The sequence below is a fragment of the Acinetobacter sp. S40 genome, from assembly GCF_016624705.1.
Lineage (GTDB): Bacteria > Pseudomonadota > Gammaproteobacteria > Pseudomonadales > Moraxellaceae > Acinetobacter.
Map to the genome: position 1 here is coordinate 380,272 of NZ_JACVTU010000001.1, position 22,817 is coordinate 403,088.

20 protein-coding genes and 1 riboswitch are annotated in these 22,817 nt (G+C 40.0%); of the genes, 9 read left to right on the plus strand and 11 right to left on the minus strand.

The window, feature by feature from the left end; all coding sequences use genetic code 11:
• Positions 1-249 precede the first annotated feature (249 nt).
• Complete coding sequence (gene pnp / locus IAE19_RS01695) at positions 250-2,337, plus strand: polyribonucleotide nucleotidyltransferase (RefSeq protein ID WP_200459370.1); 2,088 nt, start codon at positions 250-252, stop codon at positions 2,335-2,337.
• Positions 2,338-2,400: 63 nt separating this feature from the next.
• Here pnp and IAE19_RS01700 read toward each other — a convergent pair whose 3' ends face one another.
• A complete protein-coding gene (locus IAE19_RS01700) occupies positions 2,401-2,616 on the minus strand; it encodes a YdcH family protein (protein ID WP_200459205.1) in 216 nt (71 codons plus the stop codon).
• 341 nt (positions 2,617-2,957) lie between these two features.
• Between IAE19_RS01700 and IAE19_RS01705 the strand changes: the two genes are divergently transcribed.
• Both IAE19_RS01705 and crcB read left to right on the plus strand, forming a co-directional pair.
• Positions 2,958-4,181 (plus strand): magnesium transporter CorA family protein, encoded by a 1,224-nt coding sequence (locus IAE19_RS01705; protein WP_200459206.1) that lies wholly within the window; start codon positions 2,958-2,960, stop codon positions 4,179-4,181.
• Between the two features lie 47 nt (positions 4,182-4,228).
• A riboswitch (Fluoride riboswitch) is annotated at positions 4,229-4,298 on the plus strand.
• Between the two features lie 69 nt (positions 4,299-4,367).
• Complete coding sequence (gene crcB / locus IAE19_RS01710) at positions 4,368-4,748, plus strand: fluoride efflux transporter CrcB (RefSeq protein ID WP_200459207.1); 381 nt, start codon at positions 4,368-4,370, stop codon at positions 4,746-4,748.
• A gap of 53 nt (positions 4,749-4,801) precedes the next feature.
• On the opposite strand, the gene IAE19_RS01715 is transcribed toward crcB, so the two are convergent.
• From IAE19_RS01715 to IAE19_RS01740, 6 genes are all read right to left on the minus strand, one after another.
• Entirely contained in the window at positions 4,802-5,131 is a 330-nt protein-coding gene (locus tag IAE19_RS01715; protein ID WP_200459371.1) for a chaperone modulator CbpM, read from the minus strand.
• Positions 5,132-5,142: 11 nt separating this feature from the next.
• Positions 5,143-6,087 carry a DnaJ C-terminal domain-containing protein gene (locus tag IAE19_RS01720; RefSeq protein WP_200459208.1) on the minus strand — a complete coding sequence of 315 codons (945 nt, stop codon included), beginning with the start codon at positions 6,085-6,087 and terminating at the stop codon, positions 5,143-5,145.
• Positions 6,088-6,289: 202 nt separating this feature from the next.
• Positions 6,290-6,718, minus strand: a complete 429-nt coding sequence (locus tag IAE19_RS01725) for a DUF2147 domain-containing protein (RefSeq protein WP_227612171.1) — start codon at positions 6,716-6,718, stop codon at positions 6,290-6,292.
• A 290-nt stretch (positions 6,719-7,008) separates the two neighbouring features.
• On the minus strand, positions 7,009-7,884 hold the full coding sequence (locus IAE19_RS01730) for an Hsp33 family molecular chaperone HslO (RefSeq protein WP_200459210.1): 876 nt from the start codon (positions 7,882-7,884) through the stop codon (positions 7,009-7,011).
• 50 nt (positions 7,885-7,934) lie between these two features.
• Entirely contained in the window at positions 7,935-9,788 is a 1,854-nt protein-coding gene (locus IAE19_RS01735; protein WP_200459211.1) for a monovalent cation:proton antiporter-2 (CPA2) family protein, read from the minus strand.
• Positions 9,789-9,878: 90 nt separating this feature from the next.
• Entirely contained in the window at positions 9,879-12,107 is a 2,229-nt protein-coding gene (locus tag IAE19_RS01740; protein ID WP_200459212.1) for a primosomal protein N', read from the minus strand.
• Positions 12,108-12,263: 156 nt separating this feature from the next.
• Between IAE19_RS01740 and gspF the strand changes: the two genes are divergently transcribed.
• The 3 genes from gspF (at position 12,264) to IAE19_RS01755 (ending at position 14,621) form a co-directional block, all read left to right on the plus strand.
• Entirely contained in the window at positions 12,264-13,469 is a 1,206-nt protein-coding gene (gene gspF / locus IAE19_RS01745) for a type II secretion system inner membrane protein GspF (protein ID WP_200459213.1), read from the plus strand.
• 23 nt (positions 13,470-13,492) lie between these two features.
• Complete coding sequence (gspG, locus tag IAE19_RS01750; protein ID WP_200459214.1) at positions 13,493-13,942, plus strand: type II secretion system major pseudopilin GspG; 450 nt, start codon at positions 13,493-13,495, stop codon at positions 13,940-13,942.
• Positions 13,943-14,282: 340 nt separating this feature from the next.
• Positions 14,283-14,621 (plus strand): hypothetical protein, encoded by a 339-nt coding sequence (locus IAE19_RS01755; RefSeq protein WP_200459215.1) that lies wholly within the window; start codon positions 14,283-14,285, stop codon positions 14,619-14,621.
• A gap of 287 nt (positions 14,622-14,908) precedes the next feature.
• Here IAE19_RS01755 and lnt read toward each other — a convergent pair whose 3' ends face one another.
• On the minus strand, positions 14,909-16,468 hold the full coding sequence (gene lnt, locus IAE19_RS01760; protein ID WP_200459216.1) for an apolipoprotein N-acyltransferase: 1,560 nt from the start codon (positions 16,466-16,468) through the stop codon (positions 14,909-14,911).
• Positions 16,465-17,304 (minus strand): HlyC/CorC family transporter, encoded by an 840-nt coding sequence (locus IAE19_RS01765; RefSeq protein ID WP_200459217.1) that lies wholly within the window; start codon positions 17,302-17,304, stop codon positions 16,465-16,467. Before IAE19_RS01765 ends, lnt begins: the two co-directional genes overlap by 4 nt.
• A gap of 191 nt (positions 17,305-17,495) precedes the next feature.
• Here IAE19_RS01765 and tusA point away from each other — a divergent pair, with 191 nt between their 5' ends.
• From tusA to IAE19_RS01780, 3 genes are all read left to right on the plus strand, one after another.
• The gene (gene tusA / locus IAE19_RS01770) at positions 17,496-17,753 is read left to right on the plus strand and encodes a sulfurtransferase TusA (RefSeq protein ID WP_200459218.1); all 258 of its coding nucleotides are present in this window, start codon (positions 17,496-17,498) and stop codon (positions 17,751-17,753) included.
• Positions 17,754-17,761: 8 nt separating this feature from the next.
• Positions 17,762-18,358 carry a LysE/ArgO family amino acid transporter gene (locus IAE19_RS01775; RefSeq protein WP_200459219.1) on the plus strand — a complete coding sequence of 199 codons (597 nt, stop codon included), beginning with the start codon at positions 17,762-17,764 and terminating at the stop codon, positions 18,356-18,358.
• Positions 18,359-18,466: 108 nt separating this feature from the next.
• The gene (locus IAE19_RS01780; protein WP_200459220.1) at positions 18,467-19,492 is read left to right on the plus strand and encodes a DUF1214 domain-containing protein; all 1,026 of its coding nucleotides are present in this window, start codon (positions 18,467-18,469) and stop codon (positions 19,490-19,492) included.
• 64 nt (positions 19,493-19,556) lie between these two features.
• On the opposite strand, the gene IAE19_RS01785 is transcribed toward IAE19_RS01780, so the two are convergent.
• Positions 19,557-20,684, minus strand: coding sequence for a hypothetical protein (locus tag IAE19_RS01785; RefSeq protein ID WP_200459221.1), 1,128 nt, complete (start codon positions 20,682-20,684; stop codon positions 19,557-19,559).
• A gap of 360 nt (positions 20,685-21,044) precedes the next feature.
• Positions 21,045-22,757, minus strand: coding sequence for an electron transfer flavoprotein-ubiquinone oxidoreductase (locus IAE19_RS01790; RefSeq protein ID WP_200459222.1), 1,713 nt, complete (start codon positions 22,755-22,757; stop codon positions 21,045-21,047).
• Between the last annotated feature and the right edge of the window lie 60 nt (positions 22,758-22,817).

Genomic DNA, 22,817 nt, shown 5'->3' on the forward strand with positions numbered 1-22,817 from the left:
GTATTCGTATGACATTGTGTCGTCTCAGTGCTGAAAGGAAAGTATCGTTTGGTGTGTGTCACTAAATGATTTTAGAAGGGGCGATTATTCGCTCCTTCTTTGTGTTTATTCTCTAGTGAGGTCGGCTTCTAAGCTTTGTCATTGATCATTGCTTGTACTCATTTGATAGCAATGGTTTGAATGCCAAACCTTAGGGGTCTCCACTAGAATAACTGTTCAAAAAGAACCAGGAAAATATAATACATGTCAATGTTTAATATCGTTCGTAAAGAATTTCAGTTTGGTCAACATCAAGTTGTTTTAGAAACTGGCCGTGTGGCGCGTCAGGCAAATACAGTATTAGTGACAATGGGCGGTGTGACTGTCCTTGTTGCCGTGGTTGCACAGCCAAAAGCAAAAGCAGGTCAGGACTTCTTCCCACTTACTGTTAATTATCAAGAAAAACAATATGCTGCTGGTCGTATCCCAGGAGGATATGGTAAGCGTGAAGGACGTGCATCTGAAGCTGAAACGTTGATTTCACGCTTGATTGACCGTCCAATTCGCCCATTGTTCCCAGAAGGCTATTTCAATGAAATTCAGGTAACAGCCACGGTTGTTTCTTCTGATAAGACCATGGATGCAGACATTGCTGCAATGCTGGGTACTTCAGCTGCATTGTCAATCGCAGGTACGCCATTTAGAGGGCCAATTGGTGGTGCACGTGTAGGCTTAATCAATGGTGAATACGTTCTTAACCCGAATTTTGAACAACTTGCACAATCAGATCTTGATCTTGTTGTTGCTGGTACAGAATCAGCAGTACTGATGGTTGAATCTGAAGCTAAAGAGCTTTCAGAAGATCAAATGTTAGGTGCTGTACTTTTCGGTCATGATGAAATGCAAATTGCAATTCAGGCGATCAAAGAGTTTGCAGCAGCAGCCGGTGCTGTTGAATCGACTTGGGTTGCTCCAAGCAAAAACGAAACATTGCTTGAGCAATTAAAAGCAGCTTTCGAGGCTAAAATTTCAGAAGCATATACCATTGCGGTGAAACAAGATCGTTATGCTGCACTTGATGCATTGTATGCGGAAGCGGTTGCCCAATTTGTTCCTGAAAATGACGAAACAGGTATTGCAGACGAAGTAAACGAATTATTTGAAGACCTGAAATACCGTACTGTACGTGACAATATCCTGTCAGGTAAGCCGCGTATTGATGGACGTGATACTAAAACAGTTCGTGGTATCGATGTGCAAGTTGGCGTATTGGAACGTGCGCATGGTTCAGCACTGTTCACACGTGGTGAAACTCAGGCATTGGTAACCACCACGTTAGGTAACACTCGTGATGCGCTTATGGTTGATACGCTTGCAGGAACGAAAACTGACAACTTTATGTTGCATTATAACTTCCCAGCGTATTCTGTAGGTGAAACAGGCCGTGAATCTGGTCCTAAACGTCGTGAAATTGGTCATGGTCGTTTGGCTCGCCGTGGTGTACAGGCTGTATTGCCAGCAGCAGATCGCTTCCCATATGTGATTCGTATCGTATCTGACATTACTGAATCAAATGGTTCATCTTCAATGGCGTCAGTATGTGGTGCTTCATTGTCACTTATGGATGCCGGTGTGCCTTTAAAAGCACCAGTTGCTGGTATTGCAATGGGTCTGGTTAAAGAAGGTGAGCGTTTTGCAGTTCTGTCAGACATCTTGGGTGATGAAGATCATTTGGGTGATATGGACTTTAAAGTTGCAGGTTCTGCCAATGGTATTACTGCATTGCAAATGGACATTAAAATCGAAGGGATTACCGAAGAGATTATGGAAGTTGCATTGAATCAGGCTTATGCAGGTCGTATGCACATCCTGAATGAAATGAACAAAGTGATTTCTCGTGCGCGTCCAGAAATTTCAATGTTTGCACCAACATTTGAAGTCATTACCATTAATCCTGATAAGATCCGTGATGTCATTGGGAAAGGTGGTGCGACTATTCGTCAAATCACTGAAGAAACCAAAGCTGCAATTGATATTGAAGACAACGGTACTGTGCGCGTATTTGGTGAATCGAAAGCAGCGGCACGTGCTGCAATTGCTAAGATTCAAGCTCTTACTGCTGAAGTTGAACCGGGTAAAATCTATGACGGTAAAGTAATCCGTATCGTTGAATTTGGTGCATTTGTGAACATTATGCCGGGTACAGATGGTTTACTTCACATCTCTCAAATTTCAAATGAACGTGTTGCCAACGTAACTGACGTGCTTAAAGAAGGTCAAGAAGTCAAGGTTCAAGTTGCTGATGTGGACAACCGTGGCCGTATTAAACTAACAATGAAAGATATTGAACAGGCATAATAAAGCCTAATTAATATTTCATAAAAAATCCGCCTCGGCGGATTTTTTATTTCAATCAGAAAATTATTGTTCGGCCTGTTTCAGCATTTTATACAGTTCATCTTTGAGTTTTAGTTTCTGGCGTTTTAAGTCCTCAATTTCCTCTAGACCATTGGTAACTGGATTCTGTTCTAAACGAATAATCTTATGATCTAGCACATTGTGTTCTTCAAAAACTTTGGAAAAATGAGCATCATCTTGTTTGAGCTGACTGATTAGAGCGCGGTATTCTGGGAACATAAATTCACCTTTTTATTTCATGTTTAAATGCATTTCTCTAATTTGAGTATGCTTAAAATTGACTAAAAATGATTTCAAAAAAGATAGGCGAGTGATACAGATTTAATCCTTAAAAATAGTAGGACTTTATGCTAAAATATGGCAGTTTTCTTTCGTAAATATTTTGTAAGTTATGTAATATTTCCATACCATCCATTAAGATGAGTGCCTTTTAAGGGCGATTATGTATAGAGATAAGTGGGATAAAAATACTTAAATACTCTATAGGAAATTGTGGTTTAGTTAAGATTTTATCCAATCAAATATGCTAAAAATAACAATAGAGATTAAGAGACATTGTTATGCAGATTTATTATTTTTATCGGCACTCTACAGAACAATATGTATTTTTAAGTCATGAACATCAAGCTGATCATCCATTGATTTTTCAATGGGTGGATTGCTTGCGTGAAGATGTCGTCAACCATGCTGAAGAATGGCAACAAAAAATTAGAGCAATGACAGAACTCACGATTAATGAGTTTCATATTCGTGATATTTTAAATATTGACCATCCCTGTGATTTTGACACGATGGAAGATTATGATGTTCTCATCTTTAGAAAAATTATTACACCAGATGATCATATTGAAAACAATAATGGTTTAGGCGAGCAACATGAGAGTATTTTTGGATTGGCGACGACTCCCATTAGCTTTATCGTAAGTCAACATATTCTCGTCAGTGTCAGAGAGCAGGGCAACAAAGCTGTAGATAATTATGTACAACGCTTTCAGAGTATTTTACAGCGTAATATACAAGAACAAAATAAACCCAGAAAACTTCCCCAAAGCCCCATTGATTTAAGCTTGAGGTTACTCAACACCATCATTGATGGCTATCTGGAGTTACGAACTCCATTAACCCGCCGTGTTGAACACTGGCAACGAGAATTATTACAGGGAAGAAAACGTTTTAATCAATGGCCCCAGCTATTTCAGGAAAATATGGCATTTCAGCAAGTTGAAAATCTATGTGAAGAACAGATTGAAACTTTGCAAGAATTACGAGATGAATTGGTTGAGAATTATCATCATTTAATGGGGGAGCATGCCACAGAGTCACCTGATCTGTTATTAGTGCGCATGAATGATTTGGTTAGCCACTTGGAACGTACCCAGAAACATACGTCACGATTACGCATGGCGATTCAGTCGGCGATAGATTTGCATTTTAACGCGATTGCTAATCAGACCAATGAAAATATGCGTATTTTAGCCATTATTACTGCGGTTTTTGCACCATTAACGTTGTTAACGGGTGTGTATGGGATGAACTTTGAATTTATTCCCGGTCTAAAATCTCCCCTTGGCTTTTGGATGATGCTCGGGGTTATGCTTTTGTGTACGGTATTGTTGCTTTATTATTTTTATCGACAACATTTAGTGGGTCGTGGTGAAAAGAGCGTGATTGAACTCTTGGCACAGCAAAAACGCCAGCATAATGTTAATTTATTCTGGTTTTTAGAGTATGAACCCTTGAAGCAGACGCTAAAAGAGGTTGAAAAAATGACCAAGTTCAAATAGAACCTAAGGTAAGTGAACTTCACATTTAAATTTTGCTGAGTTAGACTTGAGTTACAGGAGATGGCATTCCTCCTGCTACAAACCGCCCTTATACGGGCTAATGATGCCTACGACCCTTTCATTCGACAGGGAGCGTAGGCGTACGTGCTCTGTTTGATAAAAATGATTTTGGAGCATGTGGTTATTATGTATTATTCACTTCTTTCTATTGCCCTAGGTTCTATATTAGGGGCTTGGTCCCGCTGGTTTCTCGGCTTAAAATTTAATGCAACGTTTGAAAATATACCACTAGGGACTTTATTGGCCAATTTAATTGGTGGTTTTATCATTGGTTTCGCCATCGCGTTTTTTGCCAACAGTAGTTTGAGCCCCAATTATAAATTATTTATTATTACTGGCTTTTGTGGTGCGCTCACGACCTTTTCGACCTTTTCGGCAGAAGTGGTAGGTTTATTACAGCAGCAAAAAATTTCAGTTGCGATTTTCATGATTTGTATTCATTTACTGGGTTCCTTGATTTGTACCATTTTAGGCTTATTGTCTTATCAATGGATGACCCAACACTAAATCGAAGAAAAGTCAGTTCGCGATCAGTGAGATGATCGCGAGGAATGGAGTGATTAGGATTGATTGGGGCGAATTTTTCGGCGTAGATGATGAACTTCATCAATCAAATCCAACATGACTGCAACTGCTGAAAGACTGGCATCGAAATCTCGTTGTAACCGATAGGCTCGTCGAGCGCGGATAACATCGGTGCTAGAAAAACGATACTGCTGTGGCTGACCCGAGGCTGATAGAATGTCATAGTCGATCAGTTGTAAAATCCATTCGGGACTTTGACCACTGATTTGAGCAAAATGAGTCAAATCAAATGTACATTGTTCATCAATGATTTCTGCTTCATTCAATCCGCTATATACGATTTCACGATAATGAATTGTGGGCATCATTCAGCTCCTTATGAACGGGGTGTAAAGGATGAAAAGGCTACAGCAAAATTTTCATAGGCTTGCTGTTGTTCTTCGGTCGTGGCCTGAGGCAGTACTATATTCAGCACCAAATAAAGATTGCCGGGTACTTTATTCGGAATTCCTTTATCTTTCAGGCGAAGTTGTTGACCTGTTTTTGCATTTTTAGGTAAATTAACACCGAGTTTACCTGCCGGGGTGTTGACTTCAATTTTTTGTCCCAGTGCAGCTTCCCAAGGTGTAACATCCACCGTTGCATAAACGTCCGCGCCTTCTACACGCACGCGATCGGTATCTTTATATTGAATTTCAATATAGAGATCACCATTTTCACCCCCATTGATTCCACTTTGGCCTTGTCCACTTAGGCGAATTTGCTGGCCTTCTTTCATGCCTTTTGGGATTTTTACCTGTAAAGTTTTACGTTGAACCTCAGGCTCGCCATAAGCATTGACAGTTGGAATTTGAAGCGTGATATTTTGAGTTGTTCCATGATATGCAATCTCCACATCTACTTCGATGCTAGCATGTTGATCTTCACCACGATGACTCCGTTTTTGGCGTTGATATTGGTAATCGCCCCCACCAAAACCTGAGCCAAAACGACCGAATAGATCTTCAAAGCCCTGAAAGTCAGAAGCATTACCCTGACGGTAAAATTGCGCACCATCAAAACCACTCGCCGCACCCTGACCATTTTGTCCAAACCCTGCAAAGCCTTGAGGATGATCTAGCATTTGATCATATTCCGCTTTTTTTTCTGGATTGCTTAAGGTGTCATAGGCGACATTGATCGCTTGCATTTTTGCTTCTGAATCAGATTCTTTACTGACATCAGGATGATATTTTCGTGCAAGTTTTCGATAGCTTTTCTTAATTTCATCTGGAGTTGCATTACGTGAAACCCCAAGTTCTTCATAGTAATTTTTTGCCATAAAAGCTCTTTTAAAATTGGGTTTTATTTCTTTTAATTATGGTGATGAACTGAGCAATTACAAGACGGTAAATATACTAAAATGTTGATATTTGGAAAACAAATTTTTAAATGGATAAAGTTTTTAGGTGATTCATTTAAAACTTTATCCACTATGGATGAGCTACTGAAATTATTTTTTTAGTATCATTTTTTCAATTTTATTATTGATATTTAATCCATGTCACACTACGTCCTACCACTGAAATTCCAACATAGCCTCGTAAGGTCAAATGTTTGCCTGATGCGTTAATTTTGGCTTTGGCTTGGTAGACTTTGCCGCTAATTGGATCAAGTACATGGCCTTGAATATATTCATAAGGGTTATTGGGATTTTGTTTGAAGTCATAAACAAAAGGTAAACCAATAAACGGTTTTCCTTTTAACGCGCCAGGGCATTGTTCACATATTTCCATTTTAGGCCGTCCTGGAATTGCACGCGTTTCAATAATAATTCCAGTATAGGTACCATTTGGATTTTTCTTCACTTCTACATCGGCACGTGAGTAACCACTCCGATCATCAATCGTTTTCCATTTTCCTACAATTGGATCAGGCTGCTCAGCATGCGTATAGGCTGTCAGTATTGTCATTGTGAGCAGTAAAATTCCCTTAAGTTTCATTTTTTGTACATCCCCCGATGTATGAATTAAATTTGTTTTAGAATAAAAACTCTATTTTAAAGGGGTGTTTTATATAAATACAAATAGAAACAAATATTTATAGTTTAAATGCATCACATATTTTTTTAAAAATGTCAGAATAAAAATCAATTTTTCACATAAAATAAAGACTTTGTGTAATCATCAAAGTTTATAAAATTTAGAGAATAAAAAGCCCCGTATAACTACAGGGCATATTTAAAATAAATGCTGTTGAAGGTTTAGCTTAAATGTTCACCAAATAAACCTAATGCTTCTTCCGCGGTAAAGCTATATTGAGTATTACAGAACTGACAATCCATACAAATAGGGTTTTGCTCTGCAAGCGTTTCACGTACCGATTCGACACCAATCTGGATTAAAGCTTCGGCACAGCGTTCTTTCGAGCAGGTGCAGCCAAATTTGAGGTGCTCAACTTCAGGCAATCGCACTTGTTCTTCATTGTAAAGACGATACAAAATTTCATTGGCAGAAAGTTCAGTCAATTCCTCTGCCTTCAATGTTTCAGTCAGCATAGTCAAACGAGGCCAGATATCTTCATCCACTAGTTTTTGTTCTTCTTCATTATTTCGTGGCAATAATTGAATGAGTAAACCACCAGAGCGTTTTGCCGTGGTTGCCAGTACAATGTGAGTCGGAATCTGTGCAGATAAATCATAATACTGCATTAAGCAACCTGCCAGTGTCGGCTGATCTAGTGGGACAATGCCCTGATAACGTTCACCAAATTCGGGTTCAATATTAATAAATAACACAGGGTTGTGCAGATGACGCAGTACTACACTGCTATCACTACCTTCCTGAAAATGAGGATCTTCTTCATAATCTGCTAGTGCACGTACTTCACCCAAGTGATTACATTCTGCCATTGCCCATTTAAAGGTACCTGAAGCCTGTATCTGTAAGCTAATTCGCCCTTTAATTTTTAAGGTACTGGCAAGTAATGCAGTGGCACTTAACATTTCTCCGAGTAACGCTTTGACGGCGGGCATATAGTTGCGTTGCGCCAGAATAGTTTGCAAGGCTTCCTCAAGATGAACGACTTCTCCACGAACAGGGCAGTCCTCAATATAAAAACGTTGGCGTAGATCAGACATATTTTTCTCCATAACCCTGTCTTAATGGTGTCTGTATTGTAAAACACAAGTCATTGTGGATCATCCCGTGTCACATCAATACGATGATTTTGTGTAGCGTTTTCTAAACTGCGTTTTAGATTTACACCTGTACTGACGGGTTGATCACGAGCATCACTTTCAAATAAATGTTCCAGTTCGGCAAGCATATCACGGTGAGTTTCAACGATTTTTTGTTCATCGGTATAGATGCTTTGCTGCCTTGCCAGCAATTTTTCATCATAATCCCGAAAAGTTTCGATATTTTCATAGGCTTGTTGAGCTGGAATACCTAAATCACACAAGACTCGATAAGCCATGCCGAGTGAGGATAAATAGGTTTCACGCCAGATATATTCGATGCCTAAATCGCGCAGTAAATGAACATGATGTCGATCTCTTGCTCGTACAAATAGTCTAAGTTCAGGATAATTCAGGCGAATGTGTCGTGCCACATTCATATTGTCTTCAACATCGTCAATCGATAAAACAAAGATTCTGGCTTTTTCAATCCCTGCCGCGCGTAGAATATCGGGTTGAGTCACATCACCATAATACAGAGTTCCACCGTAGCGACGTACGAAATCAATGCGCTGCATATTGTTATCAATGGCGGTAAAACTAAAATGATGCAACCGTGCGATACGCGCAATAATTTGTCCAAAACGACCAAACCCCGCAATAATAATAGGGTGATCATGGGCAGGGATATCATCGTACTCGGGTATTTTATCCTTAAAAATAACAGGAATAATTTTAGAAGTAATTAACCAATATAAAACTGGAGTTAGCATCATGGATAATGTGACGATCAGGGTGACGGGTTCCACCAGCGCTTGAGTCAGCACTTTTTCACTTTTGGCTGCACTAAGTACAACAAAGGCAAATTCACCACCTTGTGCTAAACAGGTTCCCATCAGCAGGCTATTTTTCCAACTATACTGATTAAATCGTGCAATTACCGTTAAAACGATCAGCTTTATGAGCATTAAACTGATCGCACCCCCAATAATCAGCCACGGCATATCGACAAAAAGTGAAATCTGGGTGGTCATCCCAACAGTCATAAAAAATAGACCAAGCAGTAATCCCTTGAAGGGCGCTATGCTGGCTTCAAGCTCATGACGAAACTCAGAATCTGCCAGTAGTACACCTGTTAAAAATGCGCCCAGTGTGGTGCTGATTCCTAATAAATCCATCAGTAGAACCACAGCCATTACAATAAATAAGCCCACTGCGGTAATCAGTTCATTTGCACCGCTACGGGCAACGAAGCGGAAAAAATAACGCAAAATATAACGACTAAAGAGGAATAAACCCGTAAACATTGCAATAATAGCCGCAAAATAAGCTATTCCATGATGCGTGGTCTGTGTGCCAGCGAGGAGTGGAATTAGGGCCAAAAGCGGAATTGCCGCAATGTCCTGAAACAATAGAATGGAAAAAGAAGATTGCCCATAAGTCGTATTGAGTTGTTGCTTTTCACTAAGCAATTGCAAGATAAAGGCGGTGGATGAAAGAGCCAGAGCAAAACCAATGACAAAACTGCTAACAGGACTTTGTTTGAACAGCAACAGAAGAATTGCCATTAAGACCACGCCTGTAATCACAACTTGCATGCTCCCCATAACGAAAATGGAATGCCGCATTTCCCATAAGCGTTGTGGACGCAGTTCTAGGCCAATAATAAACATCAGCAAAATCACACCAAAATCAGCCAGATGCATAATCGCATTGGCATCGCTGGCGATATTTAAAACACTTGGCCCAAGTAAAATACCAGTAAAGAGATAACCTAGAACTGTGGCGATCCCAAAGCGTTTACCTAATGGTACCAAGAGTAAAGCTGCGCCTAAAAAAATCGTGATTTGTAGTAATAACGACATGAATTACCCTGATCGTTTAGAGTCTGGTTTCTTTTCTTCAACCAGTATAAACATCATTTTAAAGATTATAGATGTATGGTGTTGAGCGTTTTAGTTAAACTCTTGCGGATCAACATCGATCGATAAACGTAATTGATGTTGCTTCGGCAGATGTACCACATGCGCCCACCATTGTCGTAAAAAGAAATGCATCCGTGCGCGATCTTGCGACAATATCACCATATGTGCGCGATAACGTCCAGCTTTGCGTTCCATTGGTGCGGGAATAGGCCCCCAGATATCAATGCTTTGTTGTGCAAGCGTTTGTAATTGTACCGCAATTTCAGCTAAAAACTGCTGACTATAGTCACGATTTCTGGACTCTGAACGAATTAGCACAGCGTAACGATAGGGTGGAAAAAGTGCTGTTTTACGCTCTTGCAGCATATGTTTGGCCACAGCACGATAGTCTTTCTCGATTAATGTCGTTAGCATTGGGTGGTCAGGTCTTAATGTTTGTAAGTAAACTTCACCTTTATGTTCACCACGGCCCGCACGACCCGAGACTTGTACGATCAATTGTGCGGTACGTTCTGGCGCACGAATATCAACAGACAGTAAGCCTGCATCAATATCTAATATTGCAACGAGCGTGACATAGGGAAAATGATGGCCTTTAGCCAACATTTGAGTTCCTAGTAAGATGACTGGTTTATTCTGCTGAATCCGGTCATAAATTTTCTGCCAGCTTCCCACTCGACTGGTACTGTCACGATCCACTCGAATAACATCATAATCTGGAAAGAGTTCATTCAGATGTTCTTCAACCTTGCCTGTTCCCATGCCGAGGGTTTTTAGAGTCTGATGCTGGCATTCGGGGCATTGATCAGGCAAGCGCTGAATCGTCCCGCAGTGGTGACAATGCAGATAAGAATAAGGTTGGGTGTGCAACGTGAAGTGTGCATCACAATGTGGGCAATTGGCTTGCCAGCCACAACTCTCACACACCAAGACCGGCGCATATCCACGTCGATTCAAAAAAATTAACACCTGTTCTTTTTTATCGAGCGTTCTTTGTATTTGTTCAAGTAGCGGCTGACTTAAACCATGCTTTTTCTTTGCAACTTTTAAATCAATGACATGCATTTTGGGCATAAGTGCTATGCCTGCACGTTGATTGAGTTGTAGCAGTTTTAATTTTTCTTGTTCGACCAGATGATAACTGTCAATACTTGGTGTGGCTGATCCTAGAATAACAGGGCAGTTTTCCAGATGTCCCCGATACAAAGCAACGTCCCGTGCATGATAACGAAAGCCTTCTTGTTGCTTATAGGAAATATCGTGCTCTTCATCGAGAATAATCAGACCAAGATTGTGTAAGGGAGTATAAATTGCAGAACGAGTCCCTAAAATAATCGAAGCTTTGCCCATTTTTGCTTGTTGCCATGCTTGCAGGCGTTTTGATTCGTTTAAGCCAGAATGCATCATCACTACATCCCCATGAAAACGCGATTTAAAACGCGCAATGGTTTGTGGAGTCAGTCCAATTTCGGGTACTAAAACCAGTACTTGTTGTCCTCGTTTCAGTACCTCATGCATAATTTGTAAATAAACTTCAGTTTTACCGCTACCTGTTAAACCGTCCAGTAAGTAAGCTTGATAATGATTAAGCGAATGAACAACTTGCTCGATGGCTTTTTTCTGATCATCATTGGGCTTAAGAGGCATTTGTGCCAATTGCACGGGAGTGGGCTTAAAATCTTGTGGTTCTAAATGGCATTCCACTAAATCTTTCTTTGCCAAAGATTTTAATGTTGCTGTTTCCACACCACTTAAATTTAAAATATTTTCAGTTGTTCCAGCGGGATGAAGTTTTAAAATTTGGTACGCTTCAAACTGTTTTTGTGAACGTTTAAGCTTGGCTTCTGCATCATCACAGGGTTTGATTTTCCAGATATGCGCCAATATATCCAAAGCTTTGCCTTGTCGTAACAATGCTGGCAATGCGGCTGGTATGACTTCACCGATTGGAAATTGATAATACTGAGCCGACCATGTCAATAAAGTTAAAACTTTCTCGTCTAGAATCGCGTCATCATCAAGAAGTTCAGAAATGGCTTTGAGCTGAAAACGAGGGTCAAGCGGAGTATCTGGACTGATTTTCTCAATAATGATGCCGATCAATTTTTGCCGACCAAAAGAAATAGCCACACGTGCACCAATTTGAGCGTGTTGATATTGAGCTGGACTTAGACTGTAGTCAAAGCTCTCATACAGATGAACGGGTACAGCGACCCGAACACGGTAAATCTCTGCTTGAGGTGGCGGCATATTTGGCATAAATCTGTTTCGTCACTATTTTTTAAGATGATTCTTTTTCGGATGATAGGGGCTGTGCTAAAGTGTGCAAAGCTGTAATGCTCCGAAATATGAAGGATTCTGTAGGAAAGATGCAACAGCTAGTCGATTATTTTTTGGAAAAAATTAGAAAAGATCATGCCTGCCTATCAATTTACTGCTATTGACGCTTCGGGAAAACAGCAAAAAGGGGTGCTGGAAGGGGACTCTGCACGACAAATTCGCCAGCAATTAAGGGATAAAACCTGGACTCCGATTGCAGTCGAGCCTGTGGAGCAAAAAGATAAACATCAACAACGTTCATGGTTTCAAAAAAAGTTTAGTGCTTATGATCTGGCGCTTATGACGCGACAACTTTCTGTATTGGTTGCAGCAGCGATTCCGCTTGAAGAAGCATTACGAGCAGTTGCCAAACAAAATGAAAAACCACATGTACAAAATCTATTACTTTCGGTGCGTTCTAAAGTACTTGAAGGGCATTCGCTAGCTCAGGGCATGCAGCAATCAGGTCGTTTCCCGGACTTATATATTGCAACCATTGCGGCGGGGGAGCGTTCAGGTCATTTGGATCTAATTCTGGACCAACTTTCCGACTACACCGAAAACCGCTTTGCTATGCAAAAGAAAATTCAGGGCGCGATGATCTATCCGATTATTTTATTGCTTATGTCTTTTGCGATTGTGATGGGGCTGATGACGTATGTCGTACCAGATATTGTTAAAACCTTTGATCAAAGTAAACAGGCATTACCTTGGATTACAGTGGCATTGATGAAAGCCAGTGATCTGATTCGTCATGCATGGCCATTTTTATTGGTGATCAGTATTATCAGCATTATTGCTTTCATCCGGTTTTTAAAAACTACAGCAGGGCATTATGCATTTGATCGTTTAACACTCAGGTTGCCATTATTTGGTAAATTATCGCGTGGTATAAACTCAGCACGTTTCGCTAGCACCTTATCGATTTTGACTCAGTCTGGTGTGCCTTTAGTCGATGCACTTAAAATTGGCGCTGCGGTGAGCAGTAACTGGGTAATACGTGATGCAATTAATGTAGCTGCTGAGAAAGTGACGGAAGGGGGAAATTTGGCAACCCAGCTTGAGCGTTGTGGTTATTTCCCGCCAATGATGGTACAAATGATACGCAGTGGTGAAGCCTCTGGCGAGCTGGATCGAATGTTGAAGCGAGCATCCGATATGCAGGATCGTGAAGTCACAACATTTATTTCCACCTTGCTGGCTTTGCTTGAGCCGTTAATGTTGGTGTTTATGGCGGCTATTGTATTGGTGATTGTGATTGCGGTAATGCTGCCAATTGTAAATATGAATAATATGATTTAATGAGTTGTATGTTAGAGATGGACATGAATAAGCAAAAAATTCAGAGCAAAATGATGAACAAACAATCTGGCTTTACACTCATTGAAGTAATGGTTGTGATTGTAATTTTAGGTGTTTTAGCGGCCTTAATCGTGCCGAATGTAATGGGACGTGGTGAAAAAGCCAAAGTGGATACCACGCAAATTACTCTGAAAGGCGTAGCAGGAGCTTTGGATCAATATAAACTGGACAATGGTCATTATCCTTCTATGCAGGAAGGTGGTTTAGATGCCTTGGTGAATCAGCCTGCGACGGCGAAGAATTGGTTGCCAGGCGGTTATGTCAAAGGTGGTTATCCTAAAGATAGCTGGGAAAATGACATTCAGTATGTTATTCCTGGTACAGAAGGTCATGCTTATGACTTATATTCCTTTGGTGCAGATGGAAAATCTGGTGGCGAAGGGAACGATGCAGATATTTATTACAAACCTTAAAATCTGCTCTTAAAATTAATTTCAGAAATAGATAACGTTTTTAAATAAGAGCGTTATCTATGTAAAATAATGAAGTGATGATATGGAAATTATCTGTTTATATTATCGGATTAAAAATAAAAACCGTAGAATGATAATACATCTCAATTTGAAAATTTAATTTATTGCATTGATTTTAATGTATATATTAAAAATATAAAGATATGAGATTTATAATAAGAACGATTTCCATATTTACCGATTACAAGATATATAAATTATGGATAAAAATAGACTTTTTATTTAATTAAAACCTTGCATAATAGCTTTTAAGTCAGTCATTTTACTGTCGGAGGATAGCATGAAAGCATTATTTTTTTCGGATGAAATTAATCAATTTCATGGGGCAATGCTCAAATCTGTTCTCTTGATTTTGAGTTTATTGCCTATTAGTCAGGGTATTTTGGCGGTTTGGCAGATGTCAGATGCCAGTAGTCAAATTATGGTTGGATTTGTTGCACTCAGTTTATTTAGCGCTCTCCTCATTTTAAGTTTTTATTCGGCCTTGAAAGCGACTGTATTGAAAGTCGTAATCGACGAAAAGATTTCAAATGTCGAACAAATGATGGTGTCAGTTTATCGTTATGTTCCGATGTTGAGTCTGGCTGCCATGGTTTCATATCTTACTGCCACATTATAAATAGATAATGTGATTAAAACGGGGCTTTAGCCTCGTTTTTTTATTATCCCGTTTCTAACATCTGCTTGTAACTGCATCATAGTTTTAGAAGCAAATAAGATGGAAAATATACATGAGGGAGTTAATTTGAAGGGGTGCCTACAGGTTTTCATAATGTTGTCATGTTCAAAATCGTGTCTTGAGTATCGGGTTTGGATGCATTGTTAGGAATTGGATGGCTTTAAAATATTTATAAAAAAACCGAGATTGTTGAGAAATCTCGGTTTAACTAAAGTGAACAATACCACTTAACGTCTTGACTTAAAGCTCACATTGACTTGCTTGGGGCGATAAAACCAACCCATCATCAAAAGTAACAGAGAAAAGATGAGAATTGGCCAGTCACTTAAACGGGTATACAATGTTTCGCCTTGCATAGCAGGCAAATCCCCACGCAGAACTGCTTCTTTATCAATGGGGGCTTGTTTAACGATGTGCCCATGTTGATCAATAAAAGCAGTCACCCCTGTATTGGTCGCACGAATAAACCATCGCCCATTTTCTTTGGCACGCATCTGCACCATTTGTAAATGCTGCATGGGACCTGCGGTTCCAGTAAACCATGCATCATTTGAAACAGTCACTAAAAAGTCACTATTCTCGGCATTACGTCGGGTTAGGTTTGGATAAGCAATTTCATAGCAAATGGCAGCTGCGAGTGGGTGGCCTTTAATCATTAAAGGTTTTTGATTGTTCGACCCTTGACTGAAACCGCTCATCGAAGGGTCATTTTGTAAGGCAGGCAATACCCAACTTAATAAACCCGAAAGCGGAATATATTCACCAAACGGCACCAAACGCTGTTTTTTATACAGTCCTGAAGAATCACTTCCCGATGCCATAATACTATTGTAATACTGAGGTATCCCAACCTGTTGAGAGGCTTGCATGTCCCAATATGGAATGCCTGTAACCCAGGCTGAACCTGTTTTTTGAGCTTGCTGCTGCATAGCATTTAAAAAAGGTTCAATATCAGTTTGGAACATAGGAATGGAGGATTCGGGCCACACGATTAAATCCCGTCCCCATTCTGTACGCGTTAAATTGGCATAGATCATCAAGGTCTTTACCTGATATTCGGTTAGCCATTTTAAATCTTGTGGAATGTTGCCTTGAATGAGGGATACGGATAATGGTTTGCTGTCTTTTGCATGTACAAATTCAAGTTTTGACGCTCCCCATGCACCCAACACTAATAAGGCCGATGGAAAAACCCAGTAAATACGGCGTTGGAGAATTTCAACCAATGCACAGGCCAAGACAATAACGACAAAAGAAACTCCAAAGATCCCAAACAGCGGGGCATAGCCATCCAGCAACCGTTCAGTGAATGCATAACCTGCGAAAAGCCACGGAAAGCCTGTAAAAACCCATGTTTTTGCCCATTCAAAGAATACCCAAAGTGGGGCAAAAGTGAGAGGAGTTTCTGGAAAAAAACGTCGATACAGCCAAGTCTGAACTGCGGTAAAGAGCCCCATGACCAGTGCCATAAAAGCGATCATAAGCACGCTCAAAACGGCATTGGTATCACCATAAACATGTATGGAGGTGTAAAGCCAAAATGCACCGACAAACCACAAACCAAAGCCATATGCCCAACCAATCCCAAAGGCCTGTTTAGCAGAACGCTTTTTGAGTGAAGCATATAATAACGCTGGCGATAAAATAGCCAACCACCAGTAATAATAAGGTGCGAGTGCTAAACTAAAAATAGCGCCTGCGCATAATGAAATGAGCAGGGGAATAATAAAAGGCAATTGTTTTTGTTGCTGGGAGGATCCTAACAATTTATCAAAGTATGTTCTCATTTACGAACAGCTCGAATCAGATGAATAGTACGTGCATCTGCTTCAACAATGGTAAATTCCCAATTTTCAAGTTCTACGACCTGACCTTGCAAATCACTCACTAAACCAATTTCCTGAAGCAATAAACCGCCCATAGTTTCTACTTCATCGTCAGAAAAATCAGCATCTAAAATCGTATTAAAGTGTTCAATTGGTGTAAGTGCTTGTACCAACCAGCTATTTGCTTTGTTATGTGTGTGATCGGGCACAATATATTGTGCTTCTTCATCGGCATTGTCGTGTTCATCTTCAATTTCACCAACAATTTCTTCGAGAATATCCTCAAGAGTAACCAGACCTGAAGTCGTACCGTATTCGTCAATCACAATAGCAATATGCGTTTGTGTATGTTTTAGCATACGAAATACTTGATCAGAGCGAGCGCTTTCTGGAACAAAAAGTGGCTGTCTCATCAATGCGCGCACATCGACTTTAGTCCCTTGTTCGGTGAGAAAAGGCAACAAATCTTTAGCGAGTAGAATTCCTACCACATTATCTGGTTGATCAGATGAAAAGACAGGGAAGCGCGAATGTGCAGACTCAACCAGTACATGCAAAATATCCAGTAACTCGTCGTCTTCTTGTAGACTGATCATGGCAGTACGAGGCGTCATAACTTCACGAATTTTAGTTGCAGGAAGATCCAGTACACCTTCTAGCATAGCCACGGTGTCGGGCTCTAAAAAACGTTGTGAATCCTGAACGAGTTTTAACAGTTCGTCACGTGTTTCTGGTGCAGTGCCTAACCATTTTCTTAAGCCACGCATACCCCACGATGGGCCTGATTCCTCTTGCATGATCTTTCCTAAAGACTCTTGATTTGCTAATAAATGATTTTTAATCATACCGAAGAAAAATGGCTTATGCATTACTAAAACGATTGGAAAGCGTAAATGATTCAAATTGATGAGTCGTGATTTTCTCATTTCTCTTGTGAGGTTAAGTTTATGTTAGACTATGGCCCTATTTTTTGAGCTCAAGTATAGGCATGTCCTCATTAGATTTAACTCCTTCGATTCAACTAAATACTCGCGGTTTGCGCTGTCCCGAACCTGTCATGATGTTGCATCAAGCTATTCGAAAATCAAAATCAGGTGATATCGTAGAAATAGTTGCAACTGATCCTTCTACTTCGTGGGATATTCCAAAGTTTTGTATGCATTTGGGGCATGAATTATTAGCTCAGGAAGAAACTCAGGATGAGAACGGTTTAAAAGAATATCGTTATCTGGTGAAAAAAGGCTGATAAAGATAATGATATCAACTTATCTGGCCGGATTGCTGCTCGGATTTTCTTTAATTTTAGCCATTGGTGCACAAAATGCTTTTGTATTAAAGCAAGGGTTACTGAAGCAACATATCTTTTGGGTATGTCTGATTTGTGCAACATCGGATGCCTTGTTGATCTCACTCGGTATTTTTGGATTTGCTGGTTTATTGAGTCAACAGCAATGGTTGATTCATGCCATGAAATGGTTCGGTGCAATTTTCCTGTTTGCTTACGGGTTACGCAGTTTTTATAGTGCCTATACCGCGAAAGATGGTTTACATGCATCTGAACAGAAAGTAAATTCATTGGCACAAACCCTAATTTTATGTTTAAGTTTTTCTTGGCTAAATCCGCATGTTTATCTGGATACGGTAATTTTATTAGGCTCTATTTCTTCTCAATATAGCAACAAAGCTGCTTTCGCTGCAGGGGCAGTTACTGCATCCGTGGTATTCTTTTTTAGTTTAGGCTATGGAGCAAGATTGCTGGAGCCAATTTTTGAAAAACCCAAAGCATGGAAAATTTTAGATATTCTTATCGGTGTAGTGATGTGGTTGATTGCTTATTCTTTGCTAGTTTGATATTTAAATGAATATAAATAAATGATGTTTTCTATAAACAGCTAGACCAAAAGCATATATTATTTTTAACGACAATAATCAAAAAGCTTAAAAAGAGGGAAATTCATCATGTCTAAAAAGTTAATCAATGCTGTCATTTTGTCATCTCTTTCATTGGGAGCAACCAGCGTTTATGCAGATGAGAGTGTCACGGTTACGCCTAAAAACTTTGTACGAGCTGAGAGCGATTTATATCTTAGTGCGCAGGTGAAAGATGGTGGTTTAGGTAAATTATATAACCGTAGAGATGTGGCTTCGGTACAAAATCAGACCATTATTCGTTTAAACCGCGATACCCTCTATTCTTCAGGTGTTTATGATCTGGATGCGGGGCCTGTAAAAATCACAATGCCTGATACAAAAGGGCGATTTCAATCCTTGCAAGTCATTTCTGAAGATCATTACACGCCTTTTGTGATTTATGACAAAGGCACTTATGTGTTTAATAAGGAAAATATTGGAACACGGTATGTTTTATTTGGATTTAGAACTCTGGTTAATCCAAATGATCCTAAAGATGTGAACGCTGCACATGCCGTGCAAGATCAAATCAAAATTGAACAAGCCAATGGCCCTGGAAAATTTGAGATTCCAAAGTGGGACCTAGTCAGCCAAAAGAAAGTCCGAGATGCGTTGCTTGTCTTAAGCGAAACATTATCGGATACCAATGGGATGTTTGGTAAGAAAAATGAGGTCGATCCTGTTTTACATTTAATCGGTTCAGCCTCGGCATGGGGAGGCAATCCAGAAACAGAAGCGACTTATTTGAATATCACCCCAAAACAAAATGATGGTAAAACGGTTTATAAACTTTCGGTGAAAGATGTACCCGTAGATGAGTTCTGGTCGGTGAGTGTTTATAACGAACAGGGATATTATCAACCTAATGAATTGAACAGCTATAACCTTAACAGTGTCACTGCTCAAAAGGCCAAAGATGGTTCGATTACGATTCAGTTTGGCGCATGTAATAAAACCACCGTCAATTGCATTCCTATTGTAAAAGGCTGGAACTATATGGTTCGCCTATATCGGCCACAAGCATCTATTTTAAATGGAACATGGCATTTTCCAGAAGCTCAACCTATTAAATAACATTGCCATTTTGTATAAACAATGATGTATTCAGTTTTCATGATCTGAATACATCATTTTAATTTTACAAGGCATAACGGCTCAGTAAGGTGATAGGTGTTTTTCCATTTAAATAGGCTTCTGGCAAAAATACAATATGACCGCCATGTGTTTGTGCAGCATCGATCACATGATTAATCACATCAACTGGAGAAGTATCTTCTTCTGGTGCAGCACTAAACTCAATACGTTGTTGTTCAATATTTACAAACCCATTCACACGATACCCTTGCTGTACATAAAGAGTATCCACATTGCCCTGTAAAGCTGCCTGATAAATATTCTGCAAATCTGTAATTACACGATCACTGCCATAAATCTGATCTAGTTGATGGGCATTGTTTTGATGAATTTTAATTTGATAGTCACTTAATGCATTTTGAATACTTTCAACAATATGTCTTGGTTCACTGTCTTCAAGTTGAGTGACATTATCAACGCAAAAAATAATTTGATTGGGTTGATCACAGATCGATTCATAAAAACTGATATTACGACGATCACCTACAAGAACAATTGGGAGCGGCTTTTGCGCATGTACCACTTGTACATTTTTATCGACTCGATTTAAAAACTCTTTGAGATAACGATCTTCTTGTGCCGCAGCGGAACGTTCTGTTGCGGTCAGACTATATAACGTTTCATTTTTGACGGGAAAAGCGCCGTGTGGCAAAAGGGGATTGAGATCTTGATCCAATTCTGAAAATTCATGAATAACGGTGCTATTTGAAGCCTGAATCAAACGACCTTTTTCGCGTGTCACCACCACAATATAATAATCCAATGCATAAGACAGTTCGCGGATAAAATCACGCAGTACAAATTGGCTATCAATGATGATTCTGGTCTGAGTTTTAAAAGGTAAACGAATCACTTCAACCTGATCGGGTGTGGCAAAAATTGCTAATGTATCCAGATGATAGTTTGGATTTAAGTCGTCTGTTTTTTGATGAATTTGCTTTAAAAGTTGTGCCACAAAAACTTTGTCATAGGATTTCGATAATTGTTCTTCGAGTTGTTTCAACTGGTTTTTGAGGGCAATATGATCTTGTTGATTGTCTGGAAAAGTGCGATGAGTAGGGACAAAAATAGAAACAGCAGGTGTAGCACGTATAGGCTGAAGTGATTGAAGTGTTTGTTTTAAATCGAGCATTATTCTCATCCTTTTCAAAGTATTATGATGAAACTATCTATTGCTCAAGATTTGCCATGAATTGTTCTTCATATGCGATGACTTGAGTGAATTGCTTAAAAGGTTTGACCAGCAATTAACAACAGATCGAGATAGAATTAAAAATGTTTAAAATTTAGTCTAAGCGCTTCTGAACGGAAGTTAAGTAACAAAGATCGATAGAAATGTAAGCGTGATGAGGTGAGGCAAAATAAGCTAAAAACTGAAATAAAAATGCACCGTAATTTTAATTACAGTGCATTGGATATGAGACACAACAACGTAATGAAGACATCTTCTGTTATGAAGAGCGACTAAAGCTCTGCCAAAACTATTCTGGCATTACATATTTGGATAGTTCGGCCCACCGCCGCCTTCTGGTGTTATCCAAGTAATATTCTGTGATGGATCTTTAATATCACAGGTCTTACAGTGTACACAGTTGGCTGCATTGATTTGGAAGCGCTTGTTGCCTTCACCTTCGTCTACAATTTCATAAACACCAGCAGGACAATAACGCTGTGCAGGCTCATCCCATTTCGGTAAATTTACATTGACTGGAATGGTTGGATCGGTCAGTTTCAAATGTGAAGGCTGATTTTCTTCATGCACAGTATTAGATACGAATACCGAAGACAAACGATCAAAAGTCAATTTACCATCCGGTTTTGGATAAGTTGGCTTGAAGGTCACTTTGTCTTGGGTTTTAAGTGCGCTATAGTCTGGCTGCAAATCATGTAAAGTAAATGGCACTTTAAAAATATTTTGATCAACAAAGTTAAACGCACCACCGATCCACAAACCAAATTTGTGCATCGCAGGGCCAAAGTTACGGCTACGATGTAACTCTTCTTTCAGCCAGCTATTATCAAACTTTTGCGTATAAGCATTCAGTTCTTTATCAAAGAAGTCTTCACCTTCGAGCACACGGGCAATGGCTAAATCACCCCCTTTTTCTACTCCACGCGCAATCGCTTCAAATACTGCTTCACCACACAGCATGCCTGATTTCATTGCGGTGTGAGATCCCTTGATTTTGGCAAAGTTTAGGAAACCTGCATCGTCACCAATCAGACAGCCACCCGGGAAAGTCAGTTTCGGTAAGGAGTTTAAACCGCCTTTTACAACTGCACGTGCACCGTAGGAAATACGCTTACCACCTTCCAGATATTGTTTGATAAGCGGATGAGTTTTCCAGCGCTGCATTTCCATAAATGGGAACATATGTGGATTTTCATAAGATAAATCCACGATCATGCCCAAAGTCACCTGATTATTTTCAGCGTGATATAACCACCAGCCACCAGAAGAACCAGTTTCACTCAGCGGCCAGCCTGAACCATGCATCACCAGACCTTCTTTGTGTTTGGCTGGATCAATTTCCCACAGTTCTTTAATCCCGATACCATAATGCTGCGGGTCAGCATTTTGATCCAGATTAAACTTGCTGATCAAGCGTTTACCTAAATGACCGCGGCAGCCTTCAGCAAATAGGGTATATTTGGCATGTAGTTCATAACCCGGTGCAAAGTTATGCGTTGGTTCACCATCTTTACCTATGCCCATATCACCCGTTTGTACGCCTTTAACTGTACCATCTTCATGATACAGAATTTCAGCGGCAGCAAAGCCAGGGAAAATCGACACTTCCAGTTCTTCGGCCTTTTGACCTAACCAGCGCACGACATTACCTAATGAGATGACATAATTGCCATCGTTATGCATGGTTTTAGGTACCATCCAGTGGGGTGCTTCCTGAGATTTTTCATCAGAAAGCAAGAAGTAGGTTTTATCCTCAGTTACAGGGACATTTAAAGGTGCACCTTCTTCTTTCCAGTTCGGGAATAGCTCATTGATGGCACGAGGCTCAAGCACTGCACCAGACAGAATATGAGCGCCTACTTCAGAACCTTTTTCGACGACGCAGACGGACAGATCGGGTAAATTATTTTCAATCGCAAGTTGGCGAATTTTAATCGCAGCCGATAGACCCGCAGGCCCAGCACCAACGATCACTACGTCAAACTCCATCGCTTCGCGTTCGATGTGCTCCATGTAGGACTCCTCATATTGCTAAGGGTGGCAACCGTAACATTACTGCTTCGGTGCTGCCAT

Excerpts from the sequence above, each read along its gene's own strand:
- IAE19_RS01755 (WP_200459215.1), top strand. The coding sequence starts at position 14,283 with ATGAAAGCATTATTTTTTTCGGATGAAATTAATCAATTTCATGGGGCA.
- IAE19_RS01775 (WP_200459219.1), top strand. The coding sequence starts at position 17,762 with ATGATATCAACTTATCTGGCCGGATTGCTGCTCGGATTTTCTTTAATT.
- IAE19_RS01700 (WP_200459205.1), bottom strand. The coding sequence starts at position 2,616 with ATGTTCCCAGAATACCGCGCTCTAATCAGTCAGCTCAAACAAGATGAT.
- IAE19_RS01785 (WP_200459221.1), bottom strand. The coding sequence starts at position 20,684 with ATGCTCGATTTAAAACAAACACTTCAATCACTTCAGCCTATACGTGCT.
- gspG (WP_200459214.1), top strand. The coding sequence starts at position 13,493 with ATGAATAAGCAAAAAATTCAGAGCAAAATGATGAACAAACAATCTGGC.
- IAE19_RS01790 (WP_200459222.1), bottom strand. The coding sequence starts at position 22,757 with ATGGAGCACATCGAACGCGAAGCGATGGAGTTTGACGTAGTGATCGTT.
- IAE19_RS01735 (WP_200459211.1), bottom strand. The coding sequence starts at position 9,788 with ATGTCGTTATTACTACAAATCACGATTTTTTTAGGCGCAGCTTTACTC.
- IAE19_RS01765 (WP_200459217.1), bottom strand. The coding sequence starts at position 17,304 with ATGCAAGAGGAATCAGGCCCATCGTGGGGTATGCGTGGCTTAAGAAAA.
- IAE19_RS01715 (WP_200459371.1), bottom strand. The coding sequence starts at position 5,131 with ATGCCCACAATTCATTATCGTGAAATCGTATATAGCGGATTGAATGAA.
- lnt (WP_200459216.1), bottom strand. The coding sequence starts at position 16,468 with ATGAGAACATACTTTGATAAATTGTTAGGATCCTCCCAGCAACAAAAA.
- IAE19_RS01705 (WP_200459206.1), top strand. The coding sequence starts at position 2,958 with ATGCAGATTTATTATTTTTATCGGCACTCTACAGAACAATATGTATTT.
- IAE19_RS01780 (WP_200459220.1), top strand. The coding sequence starts at position 18,467 with ATGTCTAAAAAGTTAATCAATGCTGTCATTTTGTCATCTCTTTCATTG.
- tusA (WP_200459218.1), top strand. The coding sequence starts at position 17,496 with ATGTCCTCATTAGATTTAACTCCTTCGATTCAACTAAATACTCGCGGT.
- IAE19_RS01740 (WP_200459212.1), bottom strand. The coding sequence starts at position 12,107 with ATGCCAAATATGCCGCCACCTCAAGCAGAGATTTACCGTGTTCGGGTC.
- IAE19_RS01730 (WP_200459210.1), bottom strand. The coding sequence starts at position 7,884 with ATGTCTGATCTACGCCAACGTTTTTATATTGAGGACTGCCCTGTTCGT.
- gspF (WP_200459213.1), top strand. The coding sequence starts at position 12,264 with ATGCCTGCCTATCAATTTACTGCTATTGACGCTTCGGGAAAACAGCAA.
- IAE19_RS01725 (WP_227612171.1), bottom strand. The coding sequence starts at position 6,718 with ATGACAATACTGACAGCCTATACGCATGCTGAGCAGCCTGATCCAATT.
- pnp (WP_200459370.1), top strand. The coding sequence starts at position 250 with ATGTTTAATATCGTTCGTAAAGAATTTCAGTTTGGTCAACATCAAGTT.
- IAE19_RS01720 (WP_200459208.1), bottom strand. The coding sequence starts at position 6,087 with ATGGCAAAAAATTACTATGAAGAACTTGGGGTTTCACGTAATGCAACT.
- crcB (WP_200459207.1), top strand. The coding sequence starts at position 4,368 with ATGTATTATTCACTTCTTTCTATTGCCCTAGGTTCTATATTAGGGGCT.